Genomic DNA, 23,975 nt, shown 5'->3' with positions numbered 1-23,975 from the left:
CTGCCGTTTCTTTATACTTTGTTAAGAAACCCCTGATTCTGCGGGAATTTACCGGCATCGGGCAGCGGTGCGGGGCTGTGGATTGTGCCACATTGGAACCAGTTTCTTGCCAGATTCCCGTCTTCTATAGGAGATGCAGATGACAAGGAGTTGGCGCCCGCCCCAGGCTGCGGCCTCAATCGGAGCAGAATCAGTTTCGCTGACTACGGATGATTCTCAATTCGATTCTGCTGACGCGAGATTCGGAGCGCCAAGCGCAGAGGTGGTAGGCGCCAACCGAAAGGGACAGTGCCTTGGAGGGCGCGGTCATTGTCGAAACAGATTTGTCCGACCTGAGAGCTCGGTGGAGATGGGGTATTCGGCTTGCGCCCCATCTTCTGGGGTGATGCAGGGAGGTGCTGCGCTTCGAGCTGATGATAGAACGTGGTCTGTCCAAACAGCCACAAGCATCAGGAAAGGAAGCGCAGCATGAAGCACTTTATTGGCCTCGATGTCTCGGTGAAAGAGACCGCCGTTTGCATTATCGACGAAGCCGGCAAGATCTGTCGTGAGGTGAAGGTTGTCAGCCACCCTGACGATCTCATTGCGGCGCTGAAGGGCCAGACCTGGAACGTCGAGCGGGTCGGACTTGAAGCCGGACCTTTGTCGCAGTGGTTATTCGAGGGGCTGGCCAGGGCGTCGACCTGGAGCAGAGGACCTTGCAAACCATCGACAACCCGTTCGGCACGAGGTTGTCACCCATGTCTTAGGGACGCTCTGTTACCTATGTCTCCGGTATGGACAAGTGATGTGATGGCGGAGAGGAAGGGATTCGAACCCTCGATACGCTTTTGACGTATACTCCCTTAGCAGGGGAGCGCCTTCGACCACTCGGCCACCTCTCCGGTGGGAGCCTGATAGAGTCATTCGACAGGTGACGCAAGCGCTTTTTCGGCTTTTTCACCTGATGCTGGGGCTACTCAGTTCAACAGCTGCTTGAGATCAGCGGATGCATCGGCAATGATCGCCTTGTCGGGATTGATCCCGGCTTCCAGCATCTTCTTGCCGCTGACATAGGCCTTGGCGTCATTGATCGCATCGACGGCGATGAATGACCCGTTCTTGAAATACCAGATCGAGTGCGCGCCGTCGCGCGCGCCCGGGCGCAGGACCGTATCGTCATAGCCCATATTGAAGCCGGCGATCTGCAGCTTCACATCATACTGGTCCGACCAGAACCAGGGCCTGGGATCATATGCTTCGTTGCCGCCCGCAATGATGGCGGCAACGGCCTCTGCCTGGTCGACAGCGTTCTGCACCGATTCGAGACGGATGCGCCCGCCTTGCCACGGCAGGACCGCGCAATCACCGGCAGCAAAAATCGAGGGGTCGGATGTGCGGGCAAATTCGTCCACGATAATCCCGTTGGCGACCTCCAGACCGGCCTCCTTGGCAAGCTGGTCGTTCGGGACGACACCGATGCCGACGACCACGAAATCGACCTCGATTGTAGACCCGTCTGAGAGCTCCGCGGCGACGACCCTGTTATCATGGCCGACGAGGTGTTTTAGTCCGGTCTTCTCTCGGATGACGACATCATGCGCTTCGTGAATCACCCGCATGATGTCGGCCGTCTCCTTGGCGGCGACGCGCTGGAGGATTCGATCGGCCATCTCGATGACCGTGACCTCGAGACCACGGTGGCGGGCGACGGCAGCCGCCTCGAGCCCGATATAGCCTCCGCCGATGATAAGGACACGACGACCCGGGCGCATTTCATCGGCCAGCAAATCGGCATCGCGCTTATCGCGCGCCACATAGACGCCTTCGAGATCTCCGCCGATCGACGCCGGCAGCGCGCGTGGCGTCGATCCGGTCGTCAGTGCCAGAGTACCGTAGTCGAGCGAAGAGCCGTCCTGCAGCAGGACCTGCTTCTTGTCGCGCACGATCTGCTCAGCCCAGGTGGAGAGCCTGATTTCGACATTGTTGTCGGCATACCAGTGTTCCGGCCGGAACAGCAGGCGATCGAACGTCATCTCGCCGAGTAGATACTTCTTCGTAAGCGGCGGCCGCTGATAGGGCAGCGCATCTTCGGCTCCGATGATGGTGATGGGTCGCATATCCTTGAGCGCGCGTAGTTTCGCGGCCAGCGCAAAGCCCGCCTGGCCCGCGCCGATGATCACCAATCTGTCCGTCACGTTCCACTCCCAGCATCCATTCGCCCGTTCCAGCAAAGGCCTAGCCCCTGCCCCCAGCCCCGTCAACCGGAAGCTGATCGACCTCAGTCGATCTCGATCCAGCGGCGCTCGTGGAACGACTGTGCCATGGCGTGAACGGACTTCTCTATCCTAAGACCGTCTTCGAATGTCACGATCGACGACGGCTCACCGGAAACTGCGCGGATCAATTCGCGGCATTCGATGATTTTCAGGTCGTTGAAGCCAAGCCCGTGGCCTGGCGCCGGAATAAAACGATCATAGGGTTGGTGAGCCGGGCCGGCGAGTATCTTGCGGAAGCCCTGTTCGGAGCCGCGGCCTTGTGCCTGGTAGAGCTCGAATTCGTTCATGCGCTCTTGATCGTAGGCAATCGAGCCCTTCGAGCCGAAGATCTGCAGCGCGATTCGACCTTTTCGCCCCCAAGCGGCACGGTTCGCCATCAGCACAGCAGAGATACCCCCGCCGAGGCGCATGAGAACATTGGCCGCATCGTGATTCTCGACGTCGCGACGGCCACCCTCCCTCAGCGGTCGGCTGCCGTACGGCTTCACCATATCCGTGATAACAGCCTCCACGTGACCGAACAGATACCAGAGCAACGACAGCGGATGTACGGCGAAATCATCCAGAGCGCCGTAGCCGGCAGAAAGTTCGCTCTTCCAATAGAAGAAGACATCGGGATCGGCCATGAAGTCCTCGTCCATCTCGACGCGGATATGATTGACGGCACCGATCGCCCCTTCGTCGATCAGCGCCTTGATATGTCGCAACACGGGATTCTGGATGTAGTTGTAGCCGAGAACGGCAACCTTGCCTGAGGCCCGTGCCGTCTTCAGCATGCGCTCGGCATCGGCGTACGCCGGCGCCATCGGCTTCTCGCACCAGACATGCTTGCCCGCGTCGAGCGCGGCAATCGCCATCTCGGCATGGAACTGGTTCGGCGTCGTGACGGAAACGACATCGACTTCGGGATCGGCGATCAGCGTGCGCCAATCGGCCGTCGCCTTTTCGAAACCGAATTCGGAGGCGCGCTTCCCGGCAAGCTCGGCATTGGCTTCGGCCAGATGAACCAGGCGCGGGCGCTCGACGTCGCCGAAGACGGTTTTGACCGCATTCCATGCCAGGGCATGGCATTTGCCCATATAGCCGGTGCCGATCAGGCCGATTCCCAGTGCTTTCATCATATCTCCTCCCGATGTCGGGTGGTTTTTTGGAATATTTAGATCATTTTGACAAGCTGCCCTGTCGCGCACTCTTGCGCCAAGAAACGTGAGAACTGTTCAAAACTCTTGGATTTCAAGGTAATAAAAACAATTGGGCTCCCGTATGAAAATCATTTATGGTGATCATTATGGAATGTTTATTTCGTTCAATGGACCGCATGCATGGACAGTGACCGCAAAACGACAGCTAGGGTTCCGCGCGACTTCGAGAGCCTGCGCAGCATCATCATCGAACGCAAAGCAACCATGCCTAAGCGCCTTGCACAGGTCGCGGCTTTTGCGCTCGGCAATCCAGATGAAATTGCATTCGGCACGACGGCAAGCATCGCGGCCGCATCCGACGTGCAGCCGTCGACCCTCGTGCGCCTCGCACACCATCTCGGTTACGAGGGCTTCTCGGACCTGCAGAGTATCTTTCGCGAGCGCCTGCGCGACCGCACGCTGTCATATGAAGAGCGGCTCGTGACACTGGAGGAGGCAAGCGGCGAGGACGAAGATGCCAGCCTGCTTTCCGGCTTCATTTCCGCCGCAAGCCAATCGATCAACCGGCTGGCGGCCACGGTGCAGACGGACACCTTTGCCAAGGCAGTCGATATTCTCGCGGCTGCGGAGACGATCTACCTGATCGCCAAGCGGCGCTCCTATCCGCTGACGGCGCATATGACCTACGCCTTCTCGAAGCTGAATATCCGGCACCAGATCGTCGCTTCGCCAAACGGCGTCGATCCGGAGATGGTGCAATTCGCGACGCAGAACGATGCAGCAATCGCCGCAAGCTTCTCGCCCTATGCGGCTGATAGCCTGAGCCAGGCGGAAGCACTGGCCGATCGCGGCGTGCCTATCGTCGCCATCACCGATTCGGCTTTTTCGCCGCTAGCTGCCCGCGCCACCTGCTGGTTCGAGGTGGCGGAGGCGGACTTTGCCGGTTTCCGCTCGCTCTCGGCCTCGATGGCACTGACGATGGCCCTGCCAGTCGCCATTGCCGAGCGGCGGCGGAAAAGAACTCACGCAAAACCGGTGAGTTGAAAAATGGAATAAACATTCCGAATTGACAACAATACGGAACCGATGTTTCATTGCTTGCAATCGGCAGGCACCAAGCCGTAGCTAAAATCTAGCGGGAGGATATCATGGCACAACCGAACCCGGGCTCGCAACCGGAGCCGTCGCTTGACGTGATCACCATCGGCCGCTCCTCGGTCGACCTTTACGGGCAGCAGATCGGTTCGCGGCTTGAGGATATCGGCTCCTTTGCCAAGTCAGTCGGCGGCTGCCCCGCCAACATTGCCATCGGAACCGCGCGCCTCGGACTGAAGTCCGGCCTGATCACCCGCGTTGGCGACGAGCAGATGGGTCGCTTCATCATCGAGCAATCGGCGCGCGAAGGAGTCGAGACGAAAGGCATCAGGACCGATAGGGAACGCCTGACGGCGCTGGTGCTTCTCGCGGTTGAGGCCGAAGGCGTTTCGCCGATGATTTTCTATCGCTCCGATTGTGCCGACATGGCGCTGGATGAAGGTGATATCGACGAGAATTTCATCAAATCGTCGCGCGCGGTGCTGGTGTCCGGCACGCATTTCTCGCGACCGAACACCGAAGCCGCGCAGCGCAAGGCAATCCGTATCGCCAAGGCCAACGGCCGCAAGGTAATCTTTGACATCGACTATCGGCCGAATCTCTGGGGTCTCGCGGGCCATGCCGAGGGCTTCGAGCGCTATGTGAAGTCTGACCGCGTCTCATCTAAGATGAAGGAAACGCTTCCAGACTGCGATTTGATCGTCGGAACCGAAGAGGAAATCCTGATTGCCTCCGGGGCGGATGACGTGCTCGGCGCCCTCAAGGAAATCCGCGCCCTGTCGCCGGCAACAATCGTTCTCAAGCGCGGCGCCATGGGCTGCATCGTCTATGACGGTGCGATCAGCGACAATCTGGAAGACGGCATTGTCGGTGAAGGTTTCCCCATCGAGGTGTTCAACGTGCTGGGCGCCGGCGACGCCTTTATGTCCGGCCTCTTGCGCGGTTGGTTGAAAAACGAGCCACTGAAGACCTGCGCCACCTGGGCCAACGCCTGCGGCGCCTTCGCCGTTTCCCGCCTGCTCTGCTCGCCGGAATATCCGACCTGGGCCGAGCTCGATTTCTTCCTGAAGCACGGCAGCAAGCATCGCGCGCTGCGCAGGGACGACGCGATCAACCACATCCATTGGGCCTCGACCCGCAAGGGCGATATTCCGCTTCTCATGGCGCTTGCGATCGACCATCGCTCGCAGCTCACCAGTGTCTGCGACGAGCTCGGCGTCGATTACAAGAAAATTGTCGCCTTCAAGCGCCTTGCCGTTCAAGCCGCCGCGCGTGTCGCGGATGGCCGCAATGGCTATGGAATGTTGATCGATGAGCGCTTCGGGCGCGACGCCTTCTTCGATGCGGCGACCAAGAATTTCGCCTGGATCGGTCGCCCCGTGGAACTGCCGGGATCAAAGCCGCTGCGCTTCGAGTTCAGCCAGGACATCGGCTCGCAGCTCGTGGAATGGCCGCTCGACCATTGCATCAAGTGCCTGTGCTTCTACCATCCGGACGATCCGGCAGCACTGAAGACCGAGCAGCAGGAAAAGCTGCGCACGCTATTCGAGGCCGCTCGCAAGGTCGGCCGCGAACTGCTCATCGAGATCATAGCAAGCAAGAACGGGCCGTTGACGGACGATACGATTTCGACGGCGATGGAAGAGCTCTATGCGCTCGGCATCAAGCCCGACTGGTGGAAGCTGGAGCCTCAGGCCTCGGCGGCTGCGTGGAAGAAGATCGACGCCGTGATTGCCAAGAACGATCCCTGGTGCCGCGGCATCGTGCTGCTCGGCCTTGAAGCGCCGGCCGACGAGCTGGTGAGGGGCTTCGAGGCGACGCTCGCCGCCCCTTCCGTGAAGGGCTTTGCCGTGGGGCGGACGATTTTTGCCGATGCGGCACGCGCCTGGCTGTCTGGCAAGATGAACGACGAGGAGGCGATCGCCGATATGGCCGGACGCTTCCGCCAATTGACCGAGGCCTGGTTGAAAACCCGCGGCCTGTATTAATTAGAGCATTTGGGAGGTGCCCCATGGGCAAGACTGTACGATTGACGATGGCGCAGGCGGTTGCGCATTTCCTCAAGAAGCAGATGACCATCGTCGACGGCAAGAAGGTGCCGATCTTCGGTGGCGTCTGGGCGATCTTCGGGCACGGCAACGTTGCCGGCATCGGCGAAGCGCTCTATCAGGTGCGCGGTGAACTGCCGACCTATCGCGCCCATAACGAGCAAGGCATGGCGCATGCGGCCATCGCATATGCCAAGGCGAATTTCCGCCAGCGATTCATGGCGTGCACCACCTCCATCGGCCCCGGCGCGCTCAACATGGTGACGGCTGCCGGTGTCGCGCACGTCAATCGCATTCCTGTTCTCTTCCTGCCGGGCGACGTCTTCGCCAACCGCGCGCCGGATCCGGTGCTGCAGCAGATCGAGGATTTTGGCGATGGTACGGTGTCGGCCAACGACGCCTTCCGCCCGGTTTCGCGATACTTCGATCGGATCACGCGGCCGGAACAGATCATCGCGGCGCTGAAGCGTGCCATGCAGGTGCTGACGGATCCGCTGGATTGCGGCCCGGTTACGCTGTCTCTTTGCCAGGACGTGCAGGCGGAAGCTTTCGATTATCCCGAAAGCTTCTTCGAGGAACGCGTCTGGACGACGCGCCGTCCGCGCCCGGATGCCGATGAGCTGGCGAATGCGATTGCGCTCATCAAGAAATCCGAAAAGCCCGTCATCATCGCTGGCGGCGGCGTCCTCTACTCGCAGGCGACCAAGGAACTGACCGCCTTCGCCGAGGAGCACCGCATTCCGGTCCTCGTCACGCAGGCCGGAAAGTCGGCGATCGACGAGCGGCATCCGCTGGCGCTTGGCTCGGTTGGTGTCACCGGCACATCGGCGGCCAATGCGATTGCCGTCGAAACGGACCTGATCATCGCGGTCGGCACGCGCTGCCAGGACTTCACGACCGGTTCGTGGGCGCTCTTCCAGAACGAGAAGCTGAATATTCTCGGCCTGAACATCGCCACCTACGATGCCGCGAAGCACGACGGCCAGACGTTGGTGGCCGACGCCCGCGAAGGCCTGAAGGCCGTGTCGAGCGGCCTCGCCGGCTGGACGGCACCGGCCGCATTGGCGGTGAAGGCCGAACAGGAAAAGAAGGTCTGGATGGAGGCAGCCGCCAAGGCGATGGCGAGCACCAATGCCGCCCTGCCCTCCGACGCCCAGGTGATCGGGGCGGTCACACGCTCGATCAATCTCGAAAAGGCAATCGGCCTCTGCGCAGCGGGCGGTTTGCCGGGCGAGATGCACAAGCTCTGGCCGGCGACGGTGCCGGGCAGCTATCACATGGAATACGGCTTCTCCTGCATGGGCTACGAGATCGCCGGCGGCCTTGGCGCCAAGATGGCGCATCCCGAAAAGGAAGTGTTCGTCCTCGTCGGTGACGGCTCCTATATGATGCTGAATTCCGAGCTCGCGACATCGGTCATGCTCGGCCTGAAGCTTAACATTGTGCTGCTCGACAATCGCGGCTACGGGTGCATCAACCGCCTGCAGATGGCAACCGGCGGTGCGAACTTCAACAACCTGTTGAAGGATGCGCACTACGAAGTGATGCCGGAGATCGATTTCCGGGCCCATGCCGAGAGCATGGGGGCCGTTGCGGTGAAGGTCGCGTCGATCGCCGAGCTCGAGAAGGCAATTGCCGACTCGAAGAAGAACGATCGCACATCGGTCTTTGTCATCGACACCGACCCGCTGATCACCACGGAAGCCGGTGGCTACTGGTGGGACGTTGCCGTCCCCGAAGTCAGCCCGCGCGAGCAGGTCAACAAGGCGCGCAAGGCCTACGTCGAAGCGCGCGCCACCCAGCGTATCGGCTAGTTGATTGTTGTCGTTTTTCGGGAGAGCGATTGCCGTTCTTCAGAAAATGCCTTTAAGGAGAATATTGATGAAGGCCAAACTTGGCATGTCGCCCATCGCGTGGTGGAACGACGACCTTCCTGAGCTCAGCGACGATGTATCCCTTGAGGAATGCTTGCGCCAATCGCGCAGTGCAGGCTTTACCGGCATGGAACAGGGCCGCCGCTTCCCCAACGATCCCAAGGAGATGCTGCCCATTCTGCGCGCCGCCGACGTGACGCTTTGCGGCGGCTGGTTCTCGGGCACGCTGGTCGACGAGGAACTTGCCGCCAACAAGGACCGCATCGCTCCGATGATCGAGCTGTTCAAAGCGGTCAATGCGCCCTGCATCGTCTATGGCGAAGTCGGCCGCTCCATCCAGGGCGACCGTTCCAAGCCGCTCGCGACCAAGCCGCGCCTCTCCGACGACGAGATGAAGGCTTATGCGCGCCGCGTCACCCAGTTCGGGGAATGGTGTGCCGAACAGGGCATGCCGCTCTCCTATCACCATCATATGGCTGCCGTGGTCGAAACGGAGCCGGAACTCGACGCCTTCATGCGCAATTCGGGCCAAGGCATTCCGCTGTTGCTCGATGCCGGGCACCTGGCCTTTGCCGGCGGCGACGTGTTGCGCGCCATAGGCAATCACCACGCCCGCATCAACCACGTTCATGTCAAGGACATCCGCAAGCCCGTGGTGGACGGGTTGGACCGCAGCCGGCAGTCCTTCCTTGATGCGGTGGCGCTCGGCGCCTTCACCGTGCCTGGCGACGGCTCGCTCGATTTCGGCGCCATCGTCCAGCGGCTGGCCGATCACGGCTACGAGGGATGGTTCGTCGTCGAGGCCGAACAGGATCCGCGCAGGGCTCCGCCGCAGAAAATGGCCGAGATTGGCCACTCCGAATTGATGCGCGTCATGACCGCCGCCGGCTACACGGTGGAAACCGAAGGCTTCCCCAAGCAATAGCGCGCCGTCCGCGACAGGTGTGGCCAATTAGATTTCTGCTCCTCCTACGACCCCTCCCGCAACGCGGAGGGGTTGAGGGTAAGAAAGCCAGATCATCAGGGAGTACCACGAATGCCAAACCTCAAGGTGAAACCGTCGGGCGCGCACGGCCGCGTTACTCATGTCACGCCGGAAAATGCCGGCTGGACCTATGTCGGCTTCGACATGCACCGGCTGAAGCCCGGTGAGACGGTTTCCGCAGAAACGGGCGAACGCGAGGTTTGCCTCGTCTGGGTCAGCGGCAAGGGCAAGGCCAAGGCCGGCACCAAGGATTTCGGCACGCTAGGCGAGCGCATGAGCCCCTTCGATGGTGCACCGCATGCGCTCTATATTCCGATGGAATCTTCGTGGTCGGTGACGGCCGAGACGGACCTCGAACTTGCGGTCTGCTCTGCTCCGGGAGGCGGCACCTACGAGGCGAAAGCGATTCCGCCCGGCACCCACGCGGCGCTGACGCGCGGCAAGGGCACCAATGTGCGCCACGTCAACAACATTATGCCCGAAGACGACGCCTCGGCGCATTCGCTGCTGGTCGTCGAAGTCATTACGCCGGGCGGGCACACGTCGAGTTACCCGCCGCACAAGCACGATCAGGACGATCTTCCCAACGAGAGTTTCCTGGAAGAGACCTACTATCACCGCCTCAACCCGCCGCAGGGCTTCGGCTTCCAGCGCGTCTACACCGACGACCGATCGCTGGACGAAGTGATGGTGCTCGAGGACGGCGACGTGACGCTGGTGCCAAAAGGCTACCATCCTTGCGCGGCCTGCCACGGCTATGACCTCTACTATCTGAACGTCATGGCTGGGCCAAAGCGCATCTGGAAGTTCTACAATGCGCCAGAACACGAGTGGCTGCTGAAAGCCTAAGCGAGATGACGATCGCTAAATAATCTGACAGCGCCGCAGAGGCGCTGATGGTTCAATTCCTCCATCAACATCAACGGATGGAGGAATGTCATGCGACACCCGACCGAGACACTGCCCCTTCACAGGCCCTTTTCAAAGCAAGCGTTCGGGGCATGGTCGGTCGCGACGCTCCTCGGCTTGATCCGGTGGAGCGCGCGCAAGCTGGCCCAACGGCGGGATCGTAATGCGCTGCTGGAGCTTTCCGACGAACAGCTGAAAGATATCGGCCTCTCCCGTGGTCAGACCGAAAGCGATGTCCATATCTCCACCCGGCACGAGTCTAGCAATCGCAATGATTGTGGTAGCATTGGATAGGCCGATGATGCTGGCCGGTCCGAGAAGGTAATAGAGCTGATGTCGAAATTCTCGACCGCCCTGCTGCTGAGGACGAAAACGATCGCGATTCGCGATGTCGTCTGCAGCGGCGAGTGCCGCCACAAAAGCGATGAAGAATGCGCGCACAAGACCAGCTTGGTTTATCCCTATCGCGGCGTCTTCATGCGCCATGTCGGACGTAACGACACCGTCGCGGAAGCCAATCAGGTGCTGTTCTTCAATGCTTCGCAAGGCTACCGGATCAGCCATCCGGTCGAGGGCGGGGATGCCTGCCTCGATCTTGCGATCGATGAGGCGCTGTTGGCAGAACTTGCCCCCAAAAGGCAGTTGCAATCCGCCATTCCGGTCTCCTTCCATCGCCAGCGGCGACGCATCGACCCGCGCGCACAAGCGCTCGTTGCGCTGCTTCGCCATGGTCTGCATCGAGGCGCCGCCGAAACCCTGGAGGCGGAGACATTGGCTCTCACGTTGGTGCGACGTTCGCTCGGGGAGCGGACTTCGCACGCTGCAGGCGCAAGCGTCGGCAGTCAGAAACTCGTCGACCGCGCGAAGCTCGTGCTCTCTTCCGATCTTGCGCGACGCTGGACGCTCGGCGATATCGCGACAGAGGTTGGCGTCTCCCCGGTCTATCTCACCCAGGTCTTCCAGAAAGTGGAGGCGACGCCGCTCTATCGCTACCAGTTGCGGCTGCGCCTTGCCCGAGCGCTCGATCTCCTCGGCAGGTACGAGGATCTGACGGCGCTCGGGCTCGATCTTGGCTTCTCCAGCCACAGCCATTTTACATTGTCCTTCCGGCAGGCCTTCGGCCAGACGCCAGCGGAATTCCAGCGCGCAGCCCGCTTGCGGGCATGATCGCTAAAGATTTCGACAGCGGTCCTATGGGTGGAATGCTCTGATGGCATCGTCCCAAGCCGGGACGGCAAACGGAGGATAATCCCATGAAGAAGACCACATGTGCCGCCTGCGACTGTGAACTCGGCCCCGACACCATCAGCGTGAAACTCGGCGGAAAAACCGTCGAGGTTTGCTGTCGGGAATGTGCTGAGGCCTTGAAGGAGGCCTCGGCAGCCGCAAGCACGGCGCGCAGCAAAGACTAGGTGCCTTACTAGATGTCGAGCACGAGATGCGGAACGCCGTTCGACGTCTTGCGCGGCGATACGCCGTTGCCGTCGAGCTGCGCATTGATGCGCTGACGGAAGGCGGAGAAGCTCTCGAAGGTCACGACATCCACCGGTTCGTCGAAGTGGATGGTGATCTTGTGGAGCCCGCCTCCCGGCTGCCCCGCAAGCGCGAGCACCTTGCCGGTGAACGGTTGGTCCAGATAACGGCCGCGCACCAGGGAACCGACGGAGATGGCGGCGATCGGCTCCTCGTTGCGCCGAGTGGCGAGTGCGGAGAGCGTGTTCCAGTCGCGCGTGCCGTGCTGCTGGGCAACGAGTTCGAGCGCGGCGCTATGAGAGATCGCAGTGCCGCGTGTTTCCATGGCCTGGCGAAGGCGCTTGGCTTGCGATTTCAATTCGTCGATTGTCGGATATGCAGTGGTCACGGATTCAGCCTTTCGGAAGGCATGCCATTTCGACCTGTACAAGGGAGCTCGCATTACCTGCAGTCAGCATGCACCAAATTGGCTGTGACTGGCCTTGTCGAGGACTTCACCATGGACTTGTCGTCCGCGAGCAGCCGGCGCCTCGAGCCACGCCCGATATGCTTGAAGGAAGGCGAGCTGTCAAGCGGCGCCTAAACCTCAGCGACCGCCCGTCCCTGCCCAATAATGACGCATTCCGCTCTCCAGACAGGCATAAGCTTCGGATTGTAGGAAGATTATTCAGAAGTTGTCAGCAATCTGGCGCTAATCTCGAAACGTACAACAAGCGGAGGCTGCCATGGCCTTTCAGATGCACCTCGACACAGAGCACCCGCAGCCCGAGCAGGCTTACCGGGAATTTGCGCTCGACCGCCCCGGCAAGATCATCTTCGTCGGGCATCACCTCAGCACGGGAACGCAGGTCCGCTGCCTGATCCGCACGATCACGCTTGCTGGCGCAGTGCTGGAGGTCAATCCGAACCTCGAGGTCCCGAACCACTTCTTCCTCGAGATCCTCGGCATCCATGACGAGATCGGCTCGACGGTGGTCAAGCGCGAGGGCGACCTGGTGACCATCAGCTTCAACATGTTGATCAATCCGGAATTCCTGCATCACGTCTTGCGGCTGAACTTCGAAGCGTAGCCTCGATCCGGCCCGCTCTCACACTTCACCTGCGAAAGCGCGGCCCTTCTCGCGGCACTGCGCCTTGCGGCCCGCCAGGCGATGAGCCGAACGATCCGTTGAAGGTCCTGCCATTCCGGCCCTTCAAGCGGATCGGCGAACCGATCCCGACGATCTTTCCGACCACAATCTTGAAACGCATTCCAGAGAGCCATCCAGTTGAGATCCATTGCTTCAGCCTCCATCTATTGCTGGAGTGACTGAGCTAAGTCGTCCGGTGCCCCTGAGGTAGACGCACAGGAGAAAGGGGGTTTTCATCCATGAAAGATGCGAGTTGGGACGATCTGCATCTGTTCTTTCACGTCGCGACCGGCGGCGGACTTTCAGCGGCCGCATCGCAAACCGGCCTCAGCGCGCCCACGATCGGCCGTCGCATGCTGGCACTGGAGCGCGCGACGGGACGCGCGCTCTTCAACCGCGGCCCGACAGGATACTTGCTGGCCAAAGACGGCGTTGCGCTCCTCGAGCGGGTCCGCTTGATGCAGGAAGCAGCCCAGTCCATTGCGGACTGGCGGGGCGAAGTCCTGACGTTTCCCATCGTCTCGATGGCCGCGGACAGCTGGACGTCACGCTTTATCGCTTCCCGCCTTGCCAACATCTGGACCCCGAAGGACGCTTTTCGCATGTGCTACAAGACCTGCGATACCGGCGTCGACTTCACCTATCGCGAGGCGCACATCGCCATACGCCATAGCCGCCCCGACAGCGGCAATGTTGCCATCCGCCGATCCGTCACGGTTGCACATGCCGTTTATCAGGCACGCAGCTTCGACGATCGCAACCGCAACTGGATTTCACTAGGCACCGACATCGCCACGACGCCAGCCGACAAGTGGACATTCGAGCAACCGGATTATTGGATCACAGGCTGGACGAATACGCCGCATATGCTCTTTTATCTCATCCGCGGCGGCGCCGGACGCGGGGTATTGCCATGCTTCATCGGTGATGCCGATCAGAGCCTCGTTCGCGCCGGCCCGCTCATCGATGAACTGACTTATGAGATGTGGGTCACTGCTCACGACGACGAACGGCAGCGCCTGGAAGTGCGCACAGTCATTGATCGACTCGTAGCGCTCCTTTCCGAAAACGAGGCGCTTTTTGCAGGTGGTGCGCCAGGGGCATAAAACCCGCAGCACAGGTAAAACCCACGTTGAACGATATTGCGTCAAGCGGCCAGATGCCGCTCTATCTGGTCAACCGGCAGATTGATATAATCCTTCGGCACCTCAGCCGAAATCGCAGCCTGAACATCGGCCGTCAGATTACCGCGTAGCGTACCGAGTGCCTTTGGCGGCGCAACCAGAATGATGCGACGCGCGTTCTTTTCGCGCACGAGTTCATCCATCTTTGCGGCAACCTGCTTCAGAAACGCGGCTTCGGCCTGCTCGTGCCAATCCGTTTGGTCCACAGCACTAGCGCTCTGCCCATCGGCCGCGTGGGTACGACCCGCTTTGTCGGTGCCTATTTCGCGGTCCGGTTCATTGGGCTGTCTCAAGATTTCCTCAACCTTGAGGTTCATCAATTCCACATCGCCTGCGTTCCGCAGGATCAATGCCTTGGCACCATCGCAAACGACCACCCACGATTTCGACGGGACTCTGACATCAACCATTGTGATTTCCTCGCTTTACGATCTTGGAGCGCCGGACGTCTCCGACAATTAGGCAAACGTGCGGGCCGGTAAAGAGTTCGATGACATTTCGCGACAATCGCGGTGCTTGGCGATCCAATCGGCGTTCGGCGCGTGCAGGAGACATAGTCAGAAGGGCCGCGAGCGGGCAGAAAAGGCCGCATCGCTAAAATTGTATTTTCTTCTTTGACAATTGCGCAAAGCATTCGTGTGAGGCTCCAATCGAAGAGGACCGGGATCACCTTGGTTCAAGGGAGACACGCGGGATGTCGATGCTTCGCGCCACACACCTTGCGACCGTGAAATCCGCGGTTTACGAAACCCGCTGGGAACAATTCGTCGTAAGGCGCCCAGCCCGGATCGTCGCGGTTCGACCCTGCCTGACCGGCATCTCCATCCGCAGCGCGGAGATCGTCGATATCTCGCGCGGTGGCGCTACGTTTATCGTGTCATCGACCGCAGGCCTGCCGAAGCACTACTACCTCAATATTCTTGGCCTTGCCTATCGGATCGGTTGCGCCGAAGTCTATCGCAACAACGAACGGATCGGCGTCCGGTTCATCAATACGATCGACCCCGAAGTTCTGCGCCGAGTGGTGCGCGCCGACTTCATGAGCGGCAATGTGGAAGCGATCGAGGCTCGCGGATCCGTGCGCATGTAAATCGCCTGGACCTGGGAATAATGTTTCTTGCCTTGGCGGCAGCAGGGCCTATTGTCGGTCCGATTTTTCACAGCATCCAGGAAATTGCCCCAGCATGTCCGCCTTCTCGCGCTTCACGCCGCTTGCTAGCGCCCTTCCCTCCACCGTTCCTTTCGTCGGCCCAGAAGCGATCGAGCGTCAGCGCGGCCTTCAGGTCAAGGCGCGTATCGGCGCCAACGAGAATGGCTTCGGCCCTGCCCCGTCGGTGCTCGCCGCCATGCGTGAGCTGGCTGGCGAGATATGGAAATACAACGATCCTGAAAACTACGTGCTCAGGCAAGCACTTGCCAACCATCTCGGCGTCGGAATCGACTCCATCGCGATAGGCGGCGGCATCGACGAACTGCTCGGGCAGATCGTACGGCTCGTCATCGAGCCGGGGGCACCTGTCGTGACGTCGCTCGGTGGCTATCCAACCTTCAATTTCCACGTTACGGGCTTCGGTGGGCGGCTCGTCACCGTGCCTTATGCGAGCGACCGCGAGGATCTCGACGGTCTCCTCGAGGCCGTCAAGCGCGAGAACGCGCCTCTGGTCTATTTCGCCAATCCGGACAATCCGATGGGAAGCTGGTGGGATGCCGAAAGCATCGTCGCATTTGCCCGTGCGCTGCCGGAAACCACGATGCTCATCCTCGACGAGGCCTACAGCGAAACCGGGCCGGCCGGATCTCTGCCCTCGATCGACGCGCTGATCGACCTGCCCAACATCGTGCGCACACGCACCTTCTCGAAAGCCTACGGCCTCGCCGGCGCCCGGGTCGGTTATGTCATTTCGACGCCCGCTACGGCGCGCGCTTTCGACAAGATCCGCAATCATTTCGGCATGAACCGGCTGGCAACGGTCGCGGCGCTGGCGGCACTCAAGGATCAGGCCTATCTCGCCGAGGTGGTGGCCAATATCCACGGCGCGCGTGACCGGATCGCCGGTATTGCCAAGGCCAACGGCCTGCTTCCGCTTGCCTCCGCGACAAATTTCGTTGCGATCGATGCCGGACGCGACAGCACCTATGCCCGTGCCATCGTCGATGGCCTGATGCAGCACGGCGTCTTCATCCGCATGCCGGGTGTGGCTCCGCTCAACCGCTGCATCCGCGTCAGTGTCGGACCGGAGGCCGACATGGCGCTTTTCGAGGAAGCATTGCCGCAGGTGCTCAAGGCGCTGGGTTGATGCAAAAAACCGCGCCGGCCTTGTTCCTGCCGGTCGCGGTTGCTGTTCGTGGCATCGGCTCCGTCCAAAGCGCCTGCCTACCCCTCTTTTGAGGTTGTTATTGGTTTTCCCCGCGCCTTAGCAGGCAGCCGGTCCTCAGTGGATCGTCATCCATTCGCGAGCAGCACGTAGCGCCTCTACGAGCTGCATCTTGTCCATGCTTGCAGCAACGTCGGCGCGAAGCTCCGCGGCGCGGTCGTTGCCCTTGATCGCCGCGATATTCAGCCACTTGTGAGCGGCGACCAGATCGACGGCGCAGCCGCGGCCGGTCGCATACATCAGACCCATTTCGCAAAAGATGTCGGCGTTGTTCTCGCCACCCATGGTGGCCATTCCAGCATTGTGCATATCAAAGCGTGCCATCGGTTTATCCCTGTTTTCCTGTTGTCGACTCACCCTGTTTTACCTTTGGGACCCTGCCGTCTATCGCGGCCTTAGTACCCTTCGGTTCGGCGAGTTTGCCCCGCTCGTTTGATGGCTCCACTATGCCAAGGCGCTTTCAAAAAACGCCTAAAATGCATGATTAATTTGAGACAAACAAAGTGCAAATGCTTGGTAAAATTGGATTTTTGTTAAACATCGGAATCCCTGCAGATTAAGGATTTTCGACACAATTTTACGGAATATTCAGATCTGAAAATCAACCTTCCATTCACCACGAAATCAGCACCAGATGCGTGAAGTGGAAAATATCGAAGCTTCTGACTTACGAAAAACCGTTGTCGCGAGTGGCGAAAAACACATTTACGTTTACGTTCGCGTTATATATTTTCGCGCCTGGACATTAGGGAGGAACGAATGATCCGCACACTTATTTTCGCTGGCGCATTGGTGCTTGCCGCCGGGGCAGCCTCTGCAGACGAGCCGATCGTCGGCAACTGGAAGACGGCTGCGGGCGATACGGCCCATATTGCATCCTGCGGCGGCAGCTACTGCATCGTGCTGAAGTCCGGCAAGTATGCCGGCAAGAAGATTGGAACGCTCGCAGGAAGCGGCGTCACCTATACCGGCCAGATCACGGATCCGGCCAACGACAAGACCTACAGCGGATCGGGCAACGTTTCCGGAAATTCGCTGAAGATGAAGGGGTGCGTCCTCAACGTGCTCTGCAAATCGCAGACCTGGACGCGCCTGTAAAAAAAGCGAGTCGGAAAAAGAAGCGCCTGGAAACCAACCGGGCGCTTTTCTGCATCAGTTGTCAGCGGGCGCGCTGATTGAAGAGTATCTTTTGTGCTTCCTTGTCCTCGGCAAGGTTGCTGCGTTCGCGCTCTTCCTTGCCGATCGCCGTGCCACGGATCACGGCCGGACGCGCCATCATCGTCTCGAACCAGCGCTTGAGGTTGGGAAACTCGTTGAGGTCCTGTCCCTGCTTCTCGAAAGGAATGACCCAGCCGATGCATGCCATGTCGGCGATCGAATAGTCGCCGGCGAGATATTCGCGCTCTGCCAACCGCTTGTTCATCACGCCGTACAGGCGGTTTACTTCATTGGTATAGCGGTTGATGCCGTATTCAATCTTCTCCGGCGCATAACCGCGGAAGTGATGCGCCTGGCCCGCCATCGGGCCCAATCCGCCCACCTGCCAGAAAAGCCACTCCTCGATCTGGACGCGTGTGCGTTCGTCGGCAGAATAGAACTTCCCGAATTTTCGGCCGAGATACTGGAGGATGGCGCCCGACTCGAACACGGAGATCGGTTCACGGCCAGGACCATCCGGATCGATGATCGCGGGCATGCGGTTGTTCGGGGCGATCTTCAGGAACTCCGGCGCGAATTGCTCGCCCCGGCCGATATTGATGTACTTGACCTCGTAGGGAACGCCGAGTTCCTCGAGCATGATGCTGATCTTCCAGCCATTCGGCGTCGGCCAATAATAAAGCTTAATCGGTGCCGTCATGAAAATCTCCTTTGCGGGACTAAAGAGATAAGCAGCGCCCGCCGCGCTTCAAGCCGCCCGGCTTCCTGAACGCCTGATGAACCGTGATCTCAGCACCGGTTCAGCCACAACGTGGCAAAACTGTCTCAACGCTAAGGCGATACCGGGGCAAAGTCATGGATATGCTCATTTTGGCAAGACGTTTCACCATCATCACACTGTTTGCAGCGCTCTTCGCCGTGAGCTTCTCGGCAGTTGTCAGCCGCAATGCGGGAGGCGGTGCGCAATCTCATTTCGGAGCCAACTACACCTGCTTCGACGCCACCAGCCCATTCTGCAGGACAAGCCGCTAGTCCATCGGCACGGCGGCACATCGCCGCGCCCAAATCTGTGCAATCCCCTCCGACGCGTCGTTTGCTTGTTAAAAACAACACTCTATAATGGCGCATGAGCAAACGAATCTCTTCCCCCCTCGACATTTCGTCCCCGTCACCTTTCGTTCCGCAAACCTTTGACGATCCCGTCAAGGCTGTCGACGTGCTGACGGAACTCTACGAGCGCAACACCACCTTCCTGATTGAGAGCTTCGCCAGGCTCGCTAAGGGCGCGCCGATCACATCGCGCTATCGCGCCTTCTATCCGCAGGTGAGCATCGAGACGACGAGTTACGGCCACGTCGATACCCGCCTGTCCTACGGCCATGTTACCGCTCCTGGCGTCTACACGACGACGATCACGCGGCCGCAACTTTTCCGGCACTATCTGAAGCAGCAGCTTGGCCTGCTGATGAAAAATCATGACGTGCCGGTCGTCGTCTCTGAATCGACGACGCCTATTCCGCTGCATTTTGCTTTCGCAGAGGGCGCGCATGTCGAGGCATCAGCCGCAGCCTTCCTGGACATTCCGATGCGCGATCTCTTCGACACGCCGGACCTGAATACGACGGACGACGAAATCGCCAACGGCGAATACATCCCGCCGCCGGGTGAACCTTCGCCGCTTGCGGCCTTTACGGCCCAGCGCATCGACTATTCGTTTGCCCGTCTTGCGCACTACACGGCAACCGGCGCGCAGCACTTCCAGAATTTCGTGCTGTTTACGAACTACCAGTTCTACATCGACGAATTCTGCCTCTGGGCACGCAAGCTGATGGCAGAAGGGGGCGATGGCTATACGGCCTTCGTCGAGCCCGGCAACATCGTCACGCATGCCGGCTCCAGTCAGCCCGAGACCGACGTTGCGCTTGCACGCCTGCCGCAAATGCCCGCCTACCACCTGAAAAAGAAGGGGCATGCCGGTATCACCATGATCAACATCGGCGTCGGCCCGTCCAACGCCAAGACGATCACCGACCACGTGGCCGTGCTTCGTCCGCATGCCTGGCTGATGCTCGGCCATTGCGCTGGCCTGCGCAACAGCCAGCGCCTGGGCGATTATGTCCTGGCACACGCCTATATGCGCGAAGACCATGTCCTGGACGACGATCTGCCCGTCTGGGTACCGATTCCGGCGCTTGCGGAAGTGCAGGTAGCGCTGGAGGGTGCGGTCGCCGAGGTCACCGGTTATGAGGGCTTCGAGTTGAAGCGCATCATGCGCACCGGCACGGTCGGCACGATCGACAACCGGAATTGGGAATTGCGCGACCAGCGCGGCCCGGTCAGACGCCTGTCCCAGGCTCGCGCCATTGCGCTCGACATGGAGTCGGCGACGATTGCAGCGAACGGCTTCCGCTTCCGCGTACCCTACGGCACTTTGCTCTGCGTCTCGGACAAACCGCTGCACGGCGAATTGAAGCTGCCGGGCATGGCGACTGCATTCTACAGGACGCAGGTCAACCAGCACCTGCAGATCGGCATCCGAGCGATCCAGAAGCTCGCAGCAATGCCGCCGGAAGCGCTGCATTCACGCAAGCTCAGGAGCTTCTTCGAAACAGCCTTTCAATAGGCCGTTTTCCTTACTGGCGTGTGGCGGCCACCGCGTTGGTGGCGAGCTGACGCTCATAACGCTCGCCGGCAGTATCCAGCGCTAGGACAGAGATCGCGAAAAGGGCAGCGACCGCAGCGAACCGGGTGATCATGGCCCGCCTCGTTGGCAGGTCCGTATCGACCCGATGATGCTGCTTGTCCTGTTGGCGACTTGCCCGGATGCAGTTGGCCAGCACAATCTCGAAAAGACTCATCGTCGTCACTCCATGTTGTTGACGACACTTGGTCGAAGCCAGCCTGCTCGTTTCGACGCAACCTTCCGCAAAAAAGATTTTTTCGCATCCTGTCGAAATCGCCCTAGGCTGATCGTCCAATGATTATTGGCACCAGGGAGAGCAAACGATGAAATATCTCTGCCAGGTCTGGTTCGAGCCTGCGACGCTTGAAGCCATGACCGATGAGGAGAAAGGGAACCTCGACAGGGCGTCCCTCGCCTACGATGATGATCTGATCGCGAGCGGCCACATGGTCACCGCGCACGCGTTGCAATCGCCGAAGAATGCCGTGACCGTCCGCGTTCGCAACGATGAAATGTCGGTGACGGACGGCCCTTTTGCGGAAACAAAGGAGCAACTCGGCGGCTTCATTCTCATCGACGCGAAAGATCTGAACGATGCGATTCGCGTTGCGGCCGGCATCCCGCTCGCGAGGCTGGGATCGATCGAAGTCCGGCCGATCTACGATATTCCGGTCCACAATTGAGAGAGACGTCATGAAGTATCTTTGCCAGATCTGGTTCGACACCGAGAAGAGCAAGCTCGTACCGCAGGAAGAGTGGGATGTGTTGACGCAAGAGTGCATCGCAAGCGACGATCATTGGCGGGACCGCGGCGTCCTGCAGGCCGCGCTTGCGCTGCAAGCTCCCGACGCGGCGGTAACCCTGCGCGTGAGGCAGGGCATCACCACGGCAACCGACGGTCCCTTCGCCGAGATCAAGGAACACCTGGGTGGCTTCGTGCTGATCGAAGCCGCCGACATGGAAAAAGCCAAGGCGGTTGTCTCGACGTTCCCCATACTGAAGTACGCCTCGGTCGAAATACGCCCGGCCTATTCCATCAAAGACGGGAGATAGTGCGATGCGCTATGTTTGCTTGATCTACAATTCGGCCGACGTTGACGGTCGACAGACCGCGGCCGAAGCCGAGGCTGTCGTTCGCGCTCATTTCAGCTTCGACGAAGAGCTGCGCGATCGTGGGACGCTGATCCATGCCGACGCCCTCGAGACGCCTGAGAAGGCTGTCGTCCTGCGAGTGCGCAACCATGAGCTCAGCATGACGGACGGCCCCTATGTCGAGACGAAGGAGCATCTGGCCGGCGTCTATGTTATCGATGCATCCGACATGGATGAGGCGAAGGCAATCGCCGCTGGAATTCCGTGCGCCAAAATTGGCGCGGTGGAGGTCCGCCCGGTGCGGATATTGACACTACCGGAGTGAGTTTTGGAACGCCTGATCGAGGATATCTACAGATCGCAGTCTCGCCGGGTGCTTGCGACGCTCATCCGTCTCCTCGGCGACTTCGACAGGGCCGAAGAAGCCCTGCATGACGCATTTGCCGCCGCGGCGAGGACATGGCCACGCGATGGCGTTCCGGCCAATGCCTTCGGCTGGCTCGTTTCCGCCGGACGATTTCGTGCGATCGATCACATCAGGCGCCGGTCGCGGTTCGATATGTCGGTGAAGGACATCGAGGAAAGTCTCTACGGCTCTTTCGACGAAACGGAGATCGGCGACGTGGACTTGATCGAAGATGACATGCTCCGGCTAATCTTCACATGCTGCCATCCGGTCATACCGGCTGATGCGCAGATGGCGATGGCGCTCCGGGAGATATGCGGGCTTACGACGGAGGAGATCGCTCACGCGTTTCTTGTCCCCGCTCCGACTGTGGCACAACGTATCGTGCGTGCGAAGAACAAGATCCGCACAGCGAAAATTCCCTATGAGGTCCCTGAGCGCCACGAATTGCCGGAGCGGCTCGACCGGGTGCTGCATGTCATCTACCTGGTCTTCAACGAGGGCTATTCCGCCTCTTCCGGCAAAGAGGTGACCCGCGCGGATCTGACCTCGGAAGCGATCCGGCTCACACGGCTGCTCGCGCGCCTCCTGCCGCATCCTGACGTCTCGGGACTGCTTGCCCTCCTCCTTCTGCAGGACTCGCGTCGCGTCGCCAGGCGAAGCCCGGAGGGAGGTCTCATTCTACTTGCCGATCAGGATCGCAGGCTTTGGGATGGTGAAAAGATTAGCGAAGGCCTTGGACGCCTCGACGAGGCCATGCGGAATGGTGAGGTTGGTGTCTACACGCTACAGGCAGCCATCGCCGCGGAGCATGCGCGGGCTGAGACGCCAGTGGAAACGGACTGGCGGCGCATCGTCGGTTACTACGATCTCTTGCTTTCCGCTCAGTCGTCGCCGATTGCCGAGCTCAATAGAGCAGTCGCGGTGGCGATGGTGGAGGGAGCGGAAACGGGATTGCAACTCGTTGACGCGATCCTGCAGACGGGAGAACTAGAAAGCTACCATCTTGCGCATTCGGCCCGCGCCGATTTCCTGCGGCAGCTGGGGCGGAAGGCAGATGCGATTGCGGCCTACGAGGCAGCCTTGCGGCTGTGCCAGCAGGCGCCGGAGCGGGCATTTCTAAGCAAACGAATCTCAGAGCTTTCGACGGCGGCCGAGCGGCAGTGAGATTGCCGTGCCTGTCAGGGCCGAAACGATGATCAGCAGGTGCGCATTGATGCTTGCCTGTGCCAAAACAGCAAGGGCCGTCTTTTCGCTCGATGCGCCAAGAGCCATGGCACCGGCGGCTATACCGGCCGGATAAGTACCCACGCCACCCGGCGCATGCACCGGAAGCACCGAGGAGAGTTCGCCGCCAAGCGCCCCGCCGAAGCTTGCAGCCATCGGCAAAACACCCATGAGGCTGAGCGCCCAGGCGAGCACGAGAACCTTGACGAGCCAGTTGATGACCGTCATCGCCCAGGCGCGCGTGAAGGCCGCCGCATCAACTGGGAGTCCTCTCTCGATCTCGACCACAAGCTTCTGCGCCTTGGCCGGTAGAAGCCTGCTGGCCAGCCGCAACAAGGGTTGCCTGAGCGCAAAAGCGACTACAGGCAGTGACAGGAAAGCCGTCCAGACAACCCATGCGACGATCTTGTACTGTGACGCGATCGCAAAGCCTATACCGGCGGCAGCCAGCAAGGCGTGTAGATCGAGCAGGCGCATAACGAGCAGCGCAGACGTGCCGCGCGCCAGCGGGATACCGAACTCGGTACGCATCAAGACCGGAAAGCTGGTCTCCCCGGTTCGAAACGGCAGCATGATGTTCAGGAGGTTGTGGATCTGCGTAACGCGGAAGAGCACCTTGAAGCGACCGGCGGTCTCGCGCGGAAAGTAGTCGTAGATGCGCCAGGTCCTGAGAAAGTAGGTGCTAGTGAGCAAAATCAGGGCGCCAATAACCGGGATTGCACCCACTTCAGCCCATTGCCCGAGAATGACCGGCCAGCCCCAGAACCACTGGATGAAAAGCGCATAAACAGCCACGATTACGATCGTCAGCAGCGTCATCCGATTGCGGATAAACCAAGATTGTCGGCTGGCAACAACCGGAAACTTCATATAGTAGGCTTTCCTGACTATCGCGGCGAAAGCCGCCTGTGGCCGGCGCCTTGTAGGAGAAATCGA

26 protein-coding genes, 1 tRNA gene and 2 pseudogenes are annotated in these 23,975 nt (G+C 60.1%); 20 read left to right on the top strand and 9 right to left on the bottom strand.

Annotation, left to right across the window (positions count from 1 at the left end; genetic code table 11):
* Nucleotides 1-468: 468 nt before the first annotated feature.
* Nucleotides 469-678 (top strand): annotated as a pseudogene (locus tag ACSQ9D_RS04225) (IS110 family transposase); the annotation flags it as partial.
* 115 nt (nucleotides 679-793) lie between these two features.
* Here ACSQ9D_RS04225 and ACSQ9D_RS04220 read toward each other — a convergent pair.
* The 3 genes from ACSQ9D_RS04220 to ACSQ9D_RS04210 form a co-directional block, all read right to left on the bottom strand.
* Nucleotides 794-884, bottom strand: a tRNA-Ser gene (locus ACSQ9D_RS04220).
* A 75-nt stretch (nucleotides 885-959) separates the two neighbouring features.
* A complete protein-coding gene (locus ACSQ9D_RS04215; protein ID WP_436281278.1) occupies nucleotides 960-2,177 on the bottom strand; it encodes an NAD(P)/FAD-dependent oxidoreductase in 1,218 nt (405 codons plus the stop codon).
* 83 nt (nucleotides 2,178-2,260) lie between these two features.
* The gene (locus ACSQ9D_RS04210; RefSeq protein ID WP_436281277.1) at nucleotides 2,261-3,376 is read right to left on the bottom strand and encodes a Gfo/Idh/MocA family protein; all 1,116 of its coding nucleotides are present in this window, start codon (nucleotides 3,374-3,376) and stop codon (nucleotides 2,261-2,263) included.
* Nucleotides 3,377-3,580: 204 nt separating this feature from the next.
* On the opposite strand from ACSQ9D_RS04210, the gene ACSQ9D_RS04205 reads away from it, so the two are divergent.
* The 8 genes and pseudogenes from ACSQ9D_RS04205 (at nucleotide 3,581) to ACSQ9D_RS04170 (ending at nucleotide 11,723) form a co-directional block, all read left to right on the top strand.
* Nucleotides 3,581-4,444 (top strand): MurR/RpiR family transcriptional regulator, encoded by an 864-nt coding sequence (locus ACSQ9D_RS04205; RefSeq protein ID WP_436281276.1) that lies wholly within the window; start codon nucleotides 3,581-3,583, stop codon nucleotides 4,442-4,444.
* Between the two features lie 104 nt (nucleotides 4,445-4,548).
* Nucleotides 4,549-6,483 (top strand): bifunctional 5-dehydro-2-deoxygluconokinase/5-dehydro-2-deoxyphosphogluconate aldolase, encoded by a 1,935-nt coding sequence (locus tag ACSQ9D_RS04200; RefSeq protein ID WP_436281275.1) that lies wholly within the window; start codon nucleotides 4,549-4,551, stop codon nucleotides 6,481-6,483.
* A 23-nt stretch (nucleotides 6,484-6,506) separates the two neighbouring features.
* Complete coding sequence (gene iolD / locus ACSQ9D_RS04195; protein WP_436281274.1) at nucleotides 6,507-8,357, top strand: 3D-(3,5/4)-trihydroxycyclohexane-1,2-dione acylhydrolase (decyclizing); 1,851 nt, start codon at nucleotides 6,507-6,509, stop codon at nucleotides 8,355-8,357.
* A gap of 67 nt (nucleotides 8,358-8,424) precedes the next feature.
* Nucleotides 8,425-9,342 carry a myo-inosose-2 dehydratase gene (gene iolE / locus ACSQ9D_RS04190; protein WP_436281273.1) on the top strand — a complete coding sequence of 306 codons (918 nt, stop codon included), beginning with the start codon at nucleotides 8,425-8,427 and terminating at the stop codon, nucleotides 9,340-9,342.
* A gap of 111 nt (nucleotides 9,343-9,453) precedes the next feature.
* Nucleotides 9,454-10,251: a 5-deoxy-glucuronate isomerase gene (iolB, locus tag ACSQ9D_RS04185; RefSeq protein WP_436281272.1), complete on the top strand. Its 798-nt coding sequence runs from the start codon at nucleotides 9,454-9,456 to the stop codon at nucleotides 10,249-10,251.
* Between the two features lie 183 nt (nucleotides 10,252-10,434).
* Nucleotides 10,435-10,605: pseudogene (locus ACSQ9D_RS04180) on the top strand (DUF1127 domain-containing protein); the annotation flags it as partial.
* A gap of 39 nt (nucleotides 10,606-10,644) precedes the next feature.
* Complete coding sequence (locus ACSQ9D_RS04175) at nucleotides 10,645-11,478, top strand: helix-turn-helix domain-containing protein (RefSeq protein WP_436281271.1); 834 nt, start codon at nucleotides 10,645-10,647, stop codon at nucleotides 11,476-11,478.
* 86 nt (nucleotides 11,479-11,564) lie between these two features.
* Complete coding sequence (locus ACSQ9D_RS04170; protein ID WP_436281270.1) at nucleotides 11,565-11,723, top strand: hypothetical protein; 159 nt, start codon at nucleotides 11,565-11,567, stop codon at nucleotides 11,721-11,723.
* An 8-nt stretch (nucleotides 11,724-11,731) separates the two neighbouring features.
* Here ACSQ9D_RS04170 and ACSQ9D_RS04165 read toward each other — a convergent pair whose 3' ends face one another.
* Nucleotides 11,732-12,172 (bottom strand): glyoxalase superfamily protein, encoded by a 441-nt coding sequence (locus tag ACSQ9D_RS04165; protein ID WP_436281269.1) that lies wholly within the window; start codon nucleotides 12,170-12,172, stop codon nucleotides 11,732-11,734.
* 349 nt (nucleotides 12,173-12,521) lie between these two features.
* Between ACSQ9D_RS04165 and ACSQ9D_RS04160 the strand changes: the two genes are divergently transcribed.
* Nucleotides 12,522-12,854 carry a hypothetical protein gene (locus tag ACSQ9D_RS04160; protein WP_436283762.1) on the top strand — a complete coding sequence of 111 codons (333 nt, stop codon included), beginning with the start codon at nucleotides 12,522-12,524 and terminating at the stop codon, nucleotides 12,852-12,854.
* A gap of 299 nt (nucleotides 12,855-13,153) precedes the next feature.
* Nucleotides 13,154-14,020, top strand: a complete 867-nt coding sequence (locus tag ACSQ9D_RS04155) for a LysR family transcriptional regulator (RefSeq protein ID WP_436281268.1) — start codon at nucleotides 13,154-13,156, stop codon at nucleotides 14,018-14,020.
* A gap of 41 nt (nucleotides 14,021-14,061) precedes the next feature.
* On the opposite strand, the gene ACSQ9D_RS04150 is transcribed toward ACSQ9D_RS04155, so the two are convergent.
* A complete protein-coding gene (locus ACSQ9D_RS04150) occupies nucleotides 14,062-14,508 on the bottom strand; it encodes a baeRF12 domain-containing protein (RefSeq protein ID WP_436281267.1) in 447 nt (148 codons plus the stop codon).
* Nucleotides 14,509-14,792: 284 nt separating this feature from the next.
* On the opposite strand from ACSQ9D_RS04150, the gene ACSQ9D_RS04145 reads away from it, so the two are divergent.
* Nucleotides 14,793-15,188 (top strand): PilZ domain-containing protein, encoded by a 396-nt coding sequence (locus ACSQ9D_RS04145; RefSeq protein ID WP_436281266.1) that lies wholly within the window; start codon nucleotides 14,793-14,795, stop codon nucleotides 15,186-15,188.
* A gap of 94 nt (nucleotides 15,189-15,282) precedes the next feature.
* A complete protein-coding gene (locus ACSQ9D_RS04140; RefSeq protein WP_436281265.1) occupies nucleotides 15,283-16,395 on the top strand; it encodes a pyridoxal phosphate-dependent aminotransferase in 1,113 nt (370 codons plus the stop codon).
* Nucleotides 16,396-16,530: 135 nt separating this feature from the next.
* Here the strand turns inward: ACSQ9D_RS04140 and ACSQ9D_RS04135 are convergent, their stop codons facing one another.
* A complete protein-coding gene (locus ACSQ9D_RS04135; RefSeq protein ID WP_037117125.1) occupies nucleotides 16,531-16,797 on the bottom strand; it encodes a sel1 repeat family protein in 267 nt (88 codons plus the stop codon).
* 435 nt (nucleotides 16,798-17,232) lie between these two features.
* Here ACSQ9D_RS04135 and ACSQ9D_RS04130 point away from each other — a divergent pair, with 435 nt between their 5' ends.
* Nucleotides 17,233-17,571 (top strand): DUF2147 domain-containing protein, encoded by a 339-nt coding sequence (locus tag ACSQ9D_RS04130; protein WP_436281264.1) that lies wholly within the window; start codon nucleotides 17,233-17,235, stop codon nucleotides 17,569-17,571.
* A 61-nt stretch (nucleotides 17,572-17,632) separates the two neighbouring features.
* Here the strand turns inward: ACSQ9D_RS04130 and ACSQ9D_RS04125 are convergent, their stop codons facing one another.
* Entirely contained in the window at nucleotides 17,633-18,331 is a 699-nt protein-coding gene (locus ACSQ9D_RS04125) for a glutathione S-transferase N-terminal domain-containing protein (protein WP_436281263.1), read from the bottom strand.
* Nucleotides 18,332-18,486: 155 nt separating this feature from the next.
* Here ACSQ9D_RS04125 and ACSQ9D_RS04120 point away from each other — a divergent pair, with 155 nt between their 5' ends.
* On the top strand, nucleotides 18,487-18,663 hold the full coding sequence (locus ACSQ9D_RS04120; protein ID WP_167371543.1) for a hypothetical protein: 177 nt from the start codon (nucleotides 18,487-18,489) through the stop codon (nucleotides 18,661-18,663).
* A gap of 94 nt (nucleotides 18,664-18,757) precedes the next feature.
* Nucleotides 18,758-20,254 carry an AMP nucleosidase gene (locus tag ACSQ9D_RS04115; RefSeq protein WP_037117128.1) on the top strand — a complete coding sequence of 499 codons (1,497 nt, stop codon included), beginning with the start codon at nucleotides 18,758-18,760 and terminating at the stop codon, nucleotides 20,252-20,254.
* A gap of 10 nt (nucleotides 20,255-20,264) precedes the next feature.
* Here ACSQ9D_RS04115 and ACSQ9D_RS04110 read toward each other — a convergent pair whose 3' ends face one another.
* Entirely contained in the window at nucleotides 20,265-20,489 is a 225-nt protein-coding gene (locus ACSQ9D_RS04110) for a hypothetical protein (protein ID WP_436281262.1), read from the bottom strand.
* 148 nt (nucleotides 20,490-20,637) lie between these two features.
* Between ACSQ9D_RS04110 and ACSQ9D_RS04105 the strand changes: the two genes are divergently transcribed.
* Genes ACSQ9D_RS04105 through ACSQ9D_RS04090 form a run of 4 tightly spaced genes read left to right on the top strand, consistent with a single transcriptional unit; the run spans nucleotide 20,638 to nucleotide 22,979 of the window.
* Nucleotides 20,638-20,997: a YciI family protein gene (locus ACSQ9D_RS04105; RefSeq protein ID WP_436281261.1), complete on the top strand. Its 360-nt coding sequence runs from the start codon at nucleotides 20,638-20,640 to the stop codon at nucleotides 20,995-20,997.
* A gap of 10 nt (nucleotides 20,998-21,007) precedes the next feature.
* Nucleotides 21,008-21,367: a YciI family protein gene (locus ACSQ9D_RS04100; RefSeq protein WP_436281260.1), complete on the top strand. Its 360-nt coding sequence runs from the start codon at nucleotides 21,008-21,010 to the stop codon at nucleotides 21,365-21,367.
* Nucleotides 21,368-21,371: 4 nt separating this feature from the next.
* The gene (locus tag ACSQ9D_RS04095) at nucleotides 21,372-21,731 is read left to right on the top strand and encodes a YciI family protein (RefSeq protein WP_436281259.1); all 360 of its coding nucleotides are present in this window, start codon (nucleotides 21,372-21,374) and stop codon (nucleotides 21,729-21,731) included.
* A 3-nt stretch (nucleotides 21,732-21,734) separates the two neighbouring features.
* Complete coding sequence (locus ACSQ9D_RS04090) at nucleotides 21,735-22,979, top strand: RNA polymerase sigma factor (protein WP_436281258.1); 1,245 nt, start codon at nucleotides 21,735-21,737, stop codon at nucleotides 22,977-22,979.
* Here the strand turns inward: ACSQ9D_RS04090 and ACSQ9D_RS04085 are convergent.
* Nucleotides 22,947-23,909: a lysylphosphatidylglycerol synthase domain-containing protein gene (locus tag ACSQ9D_RS04085; RefSeq protein WP_436281257.1), complete on the bottom strand. Its 963-nt coding sequence runs from the start codon at nucleotides 23,907-23,909 to the stop codon at nucleotides 22,947-22,949. The two genes, ACSQ9D_RS04090 and ACSQ9D_RS04085, sit on opposite strands and share 33 nt — an antisense overlap.
* Between the last annotated feature and the right edge of the window lie 66 nt (nucleotides 23,910-23,975).

Origin of the sequence: Rhizobium sp. LjRoot258 (genome assembly GCF_964254185.1) — a bacterium.
GTDB lineage: Bacteria > Pseudomonadota > Alphaproteobacteria > Rhizobiales > Rhizobiaceae > Rhizobium.
Note: the sequence above shows the minus strand (reverse complement) of the source record. Positions and strands in the feature narration are given on the sequence as shown.

Excerpts from the sequence above, each read along its gene's own strand:
- ACSQ9D_RS04200 (WP_436281275.1), top strand. The coding sequence starts at position 4,549 with ATGGCACAACCGAACCCGGGCTCGCAACCGGAGCCGTCGCTTGACGTG.
- ACSQ9D_RS04155 (WP_436281268.1), top strand. The coding sequence starts at position 13,154 with ATGAAAGATGCGAGTTGGGACGATCTGCATCTGTTCTTTCACGTCGCG.
- ACSQ9D_RS04205 (WP_436281276.1), top strand. The coding sequence starts at position 3,581 with ATGGACAGTGACCGCAAAACGACAGCTAGGGTTCCGCGCGACTTCGAG.
- iolD (WP_436281274.1), top strand. The coding sequence starts at position 6,507 with ATGGGCAAGACTGTACGATTGACGATGGCGCAGGCGGTTGCGCATTTC.
- ACSQ9D_RS04175 (WP_436281271.1), top strand. The coding sequence starts at position 10,645 with ATGTCGAAATTCTCGACCGCCCTGCTGCTGAGGACGAAAACGATCGCG.
- iolB (WP_436281272.1), top strand. The coding sequence starts at position 9,454 with ATGCCAAACCTCAAGGTGAAACCGTCGGGCGCGCACGGCCGCGTTACT.
- ACSQ9D_RS04115 (WP_037117128.1), top strand. The coding sequence starts at position 18,758 with ATGAGCAAACGAATCTCTTCCCCCCTCGACATTTCGTCCCCGTCACCT.
- ACSQ9D_RS04095 (WP_436281259.1), top strand. The coding sequence starts at position 21,372 with ATGCGCTATGTTTGCTTGATCTACAATTCGGCCGACGTTGACGGTCGA.
- ACSQ9D_RS04160 (WP_436283762.1), top strand. The coding sequence starts at position 12,522 with ATGCACCTCGACACAGAGCACCCGCAGCCCGAGCAGGCTTACCGGGAA.
- ACSQ9D_RS04085 (WP_436281257.1), bottom strand. The coding sequence starts at position 23,909 with ATGAAGTTTCCGGTTGTTGCCAGCCGACAATCTTGGTTTATCCGCAAT.
- ACSQ9D_RS04125 (WP_436281263.1), bottom strand. The coding sequence starts at position 18,331 with ATGACGGCACCGATTAAGCTTTATTATTGGCCGACGCCGAATGGCTGG.
- ACSQ9D_RS04120 (WP_167371543.1), top strand. The coding sequence starts at position 18,487 with ATGGATATGCTCATTTTGGCAAGACGTTTCACCATCATCACACTGTTT.
- ACSQ9D_RS04170 (WP_436281270.1), top strand. The coding sequence starts at position 11,565 with ATGAAGAAGACCACATGTGCCGCCTGCGACTGTGAACTCGGCCCCGAC.
- ACSQ9D_RS04110 (WP_436281262.1), bottom strand. The coding sequence starts at position 20,489 with ATGAGTCTTTTCGAGATTGTGCTGGCCAACTGCATCCGGGCAAGTCGC.
- iolE (WP_436281273.1), top strand. The coding sequence starts at position 8,425 with ATGAAGGCCAAACTTGGCATGTCGCCCATCGCGTGGTGGAACGACGAC.
- ACSQ9D_RS04135 (WP_037117125.1), bottom strand. The coding sequence starts at position 16,797 with ATGGCACGCTTTGATATGCACAATGCTGGAATGGCCACCATGGGTGGC.
- ACSQ9D_RS04130 (WP_436281264.1), top strand. The coding sequence starts at position 17,233 with ATGATCCGCACACTTATTTTCGCTGGCGCATTGGTGCTTGCCGCCGGG.
- ACSQ9D_RS04100 (WP_436281260.1), top strand. The coding sequence starts at position 21,008 with ATGAAGTATCTTTGCCAGATCTGGTTCGACACCGAGAAGAGCAAGCTC.
- ACSQ9D_RS04140 (WP_436281265.1), top strand. The coding sequence starts at position 15,283 with ATGTCCGCCTTCTCGCGCTTCACGCCGCTTGCTAGCGCCCTTCCCTCC.
- ACSQ9D_RS04145 (WP_436281266.1), top strand. The coding sequence starts at position 14,793 with ATGTCGATGCTTCGCGCCACACACCTTGCGACCGTGAAATCCGCGGTT.
- ACSQ9D_RS04105 (WP_436281261.1), top strand. The coding sequence starts at position 20,638 with ATGAAATATCTCTGCCAGGTCTGGTTCGAGCCTGCGACGCTTGAAGCC.
- ACSQ9D_RS04150 (WP_436281267.1), bottom strand. The coding sequence starts at position 14,508 with ATGGTTGATGTCAGAGTCCCGTCGAAATCGTGGGTGGTCGTTTGCGAT.
- ACSQ9D_RS04210 (WP_436281277.1), bottom strand. The coding sequence starts at position 3,376 with ATGAAAGCACTGGGAATCGGCCTGATCGGCACCGGCTATATGGGCAAA.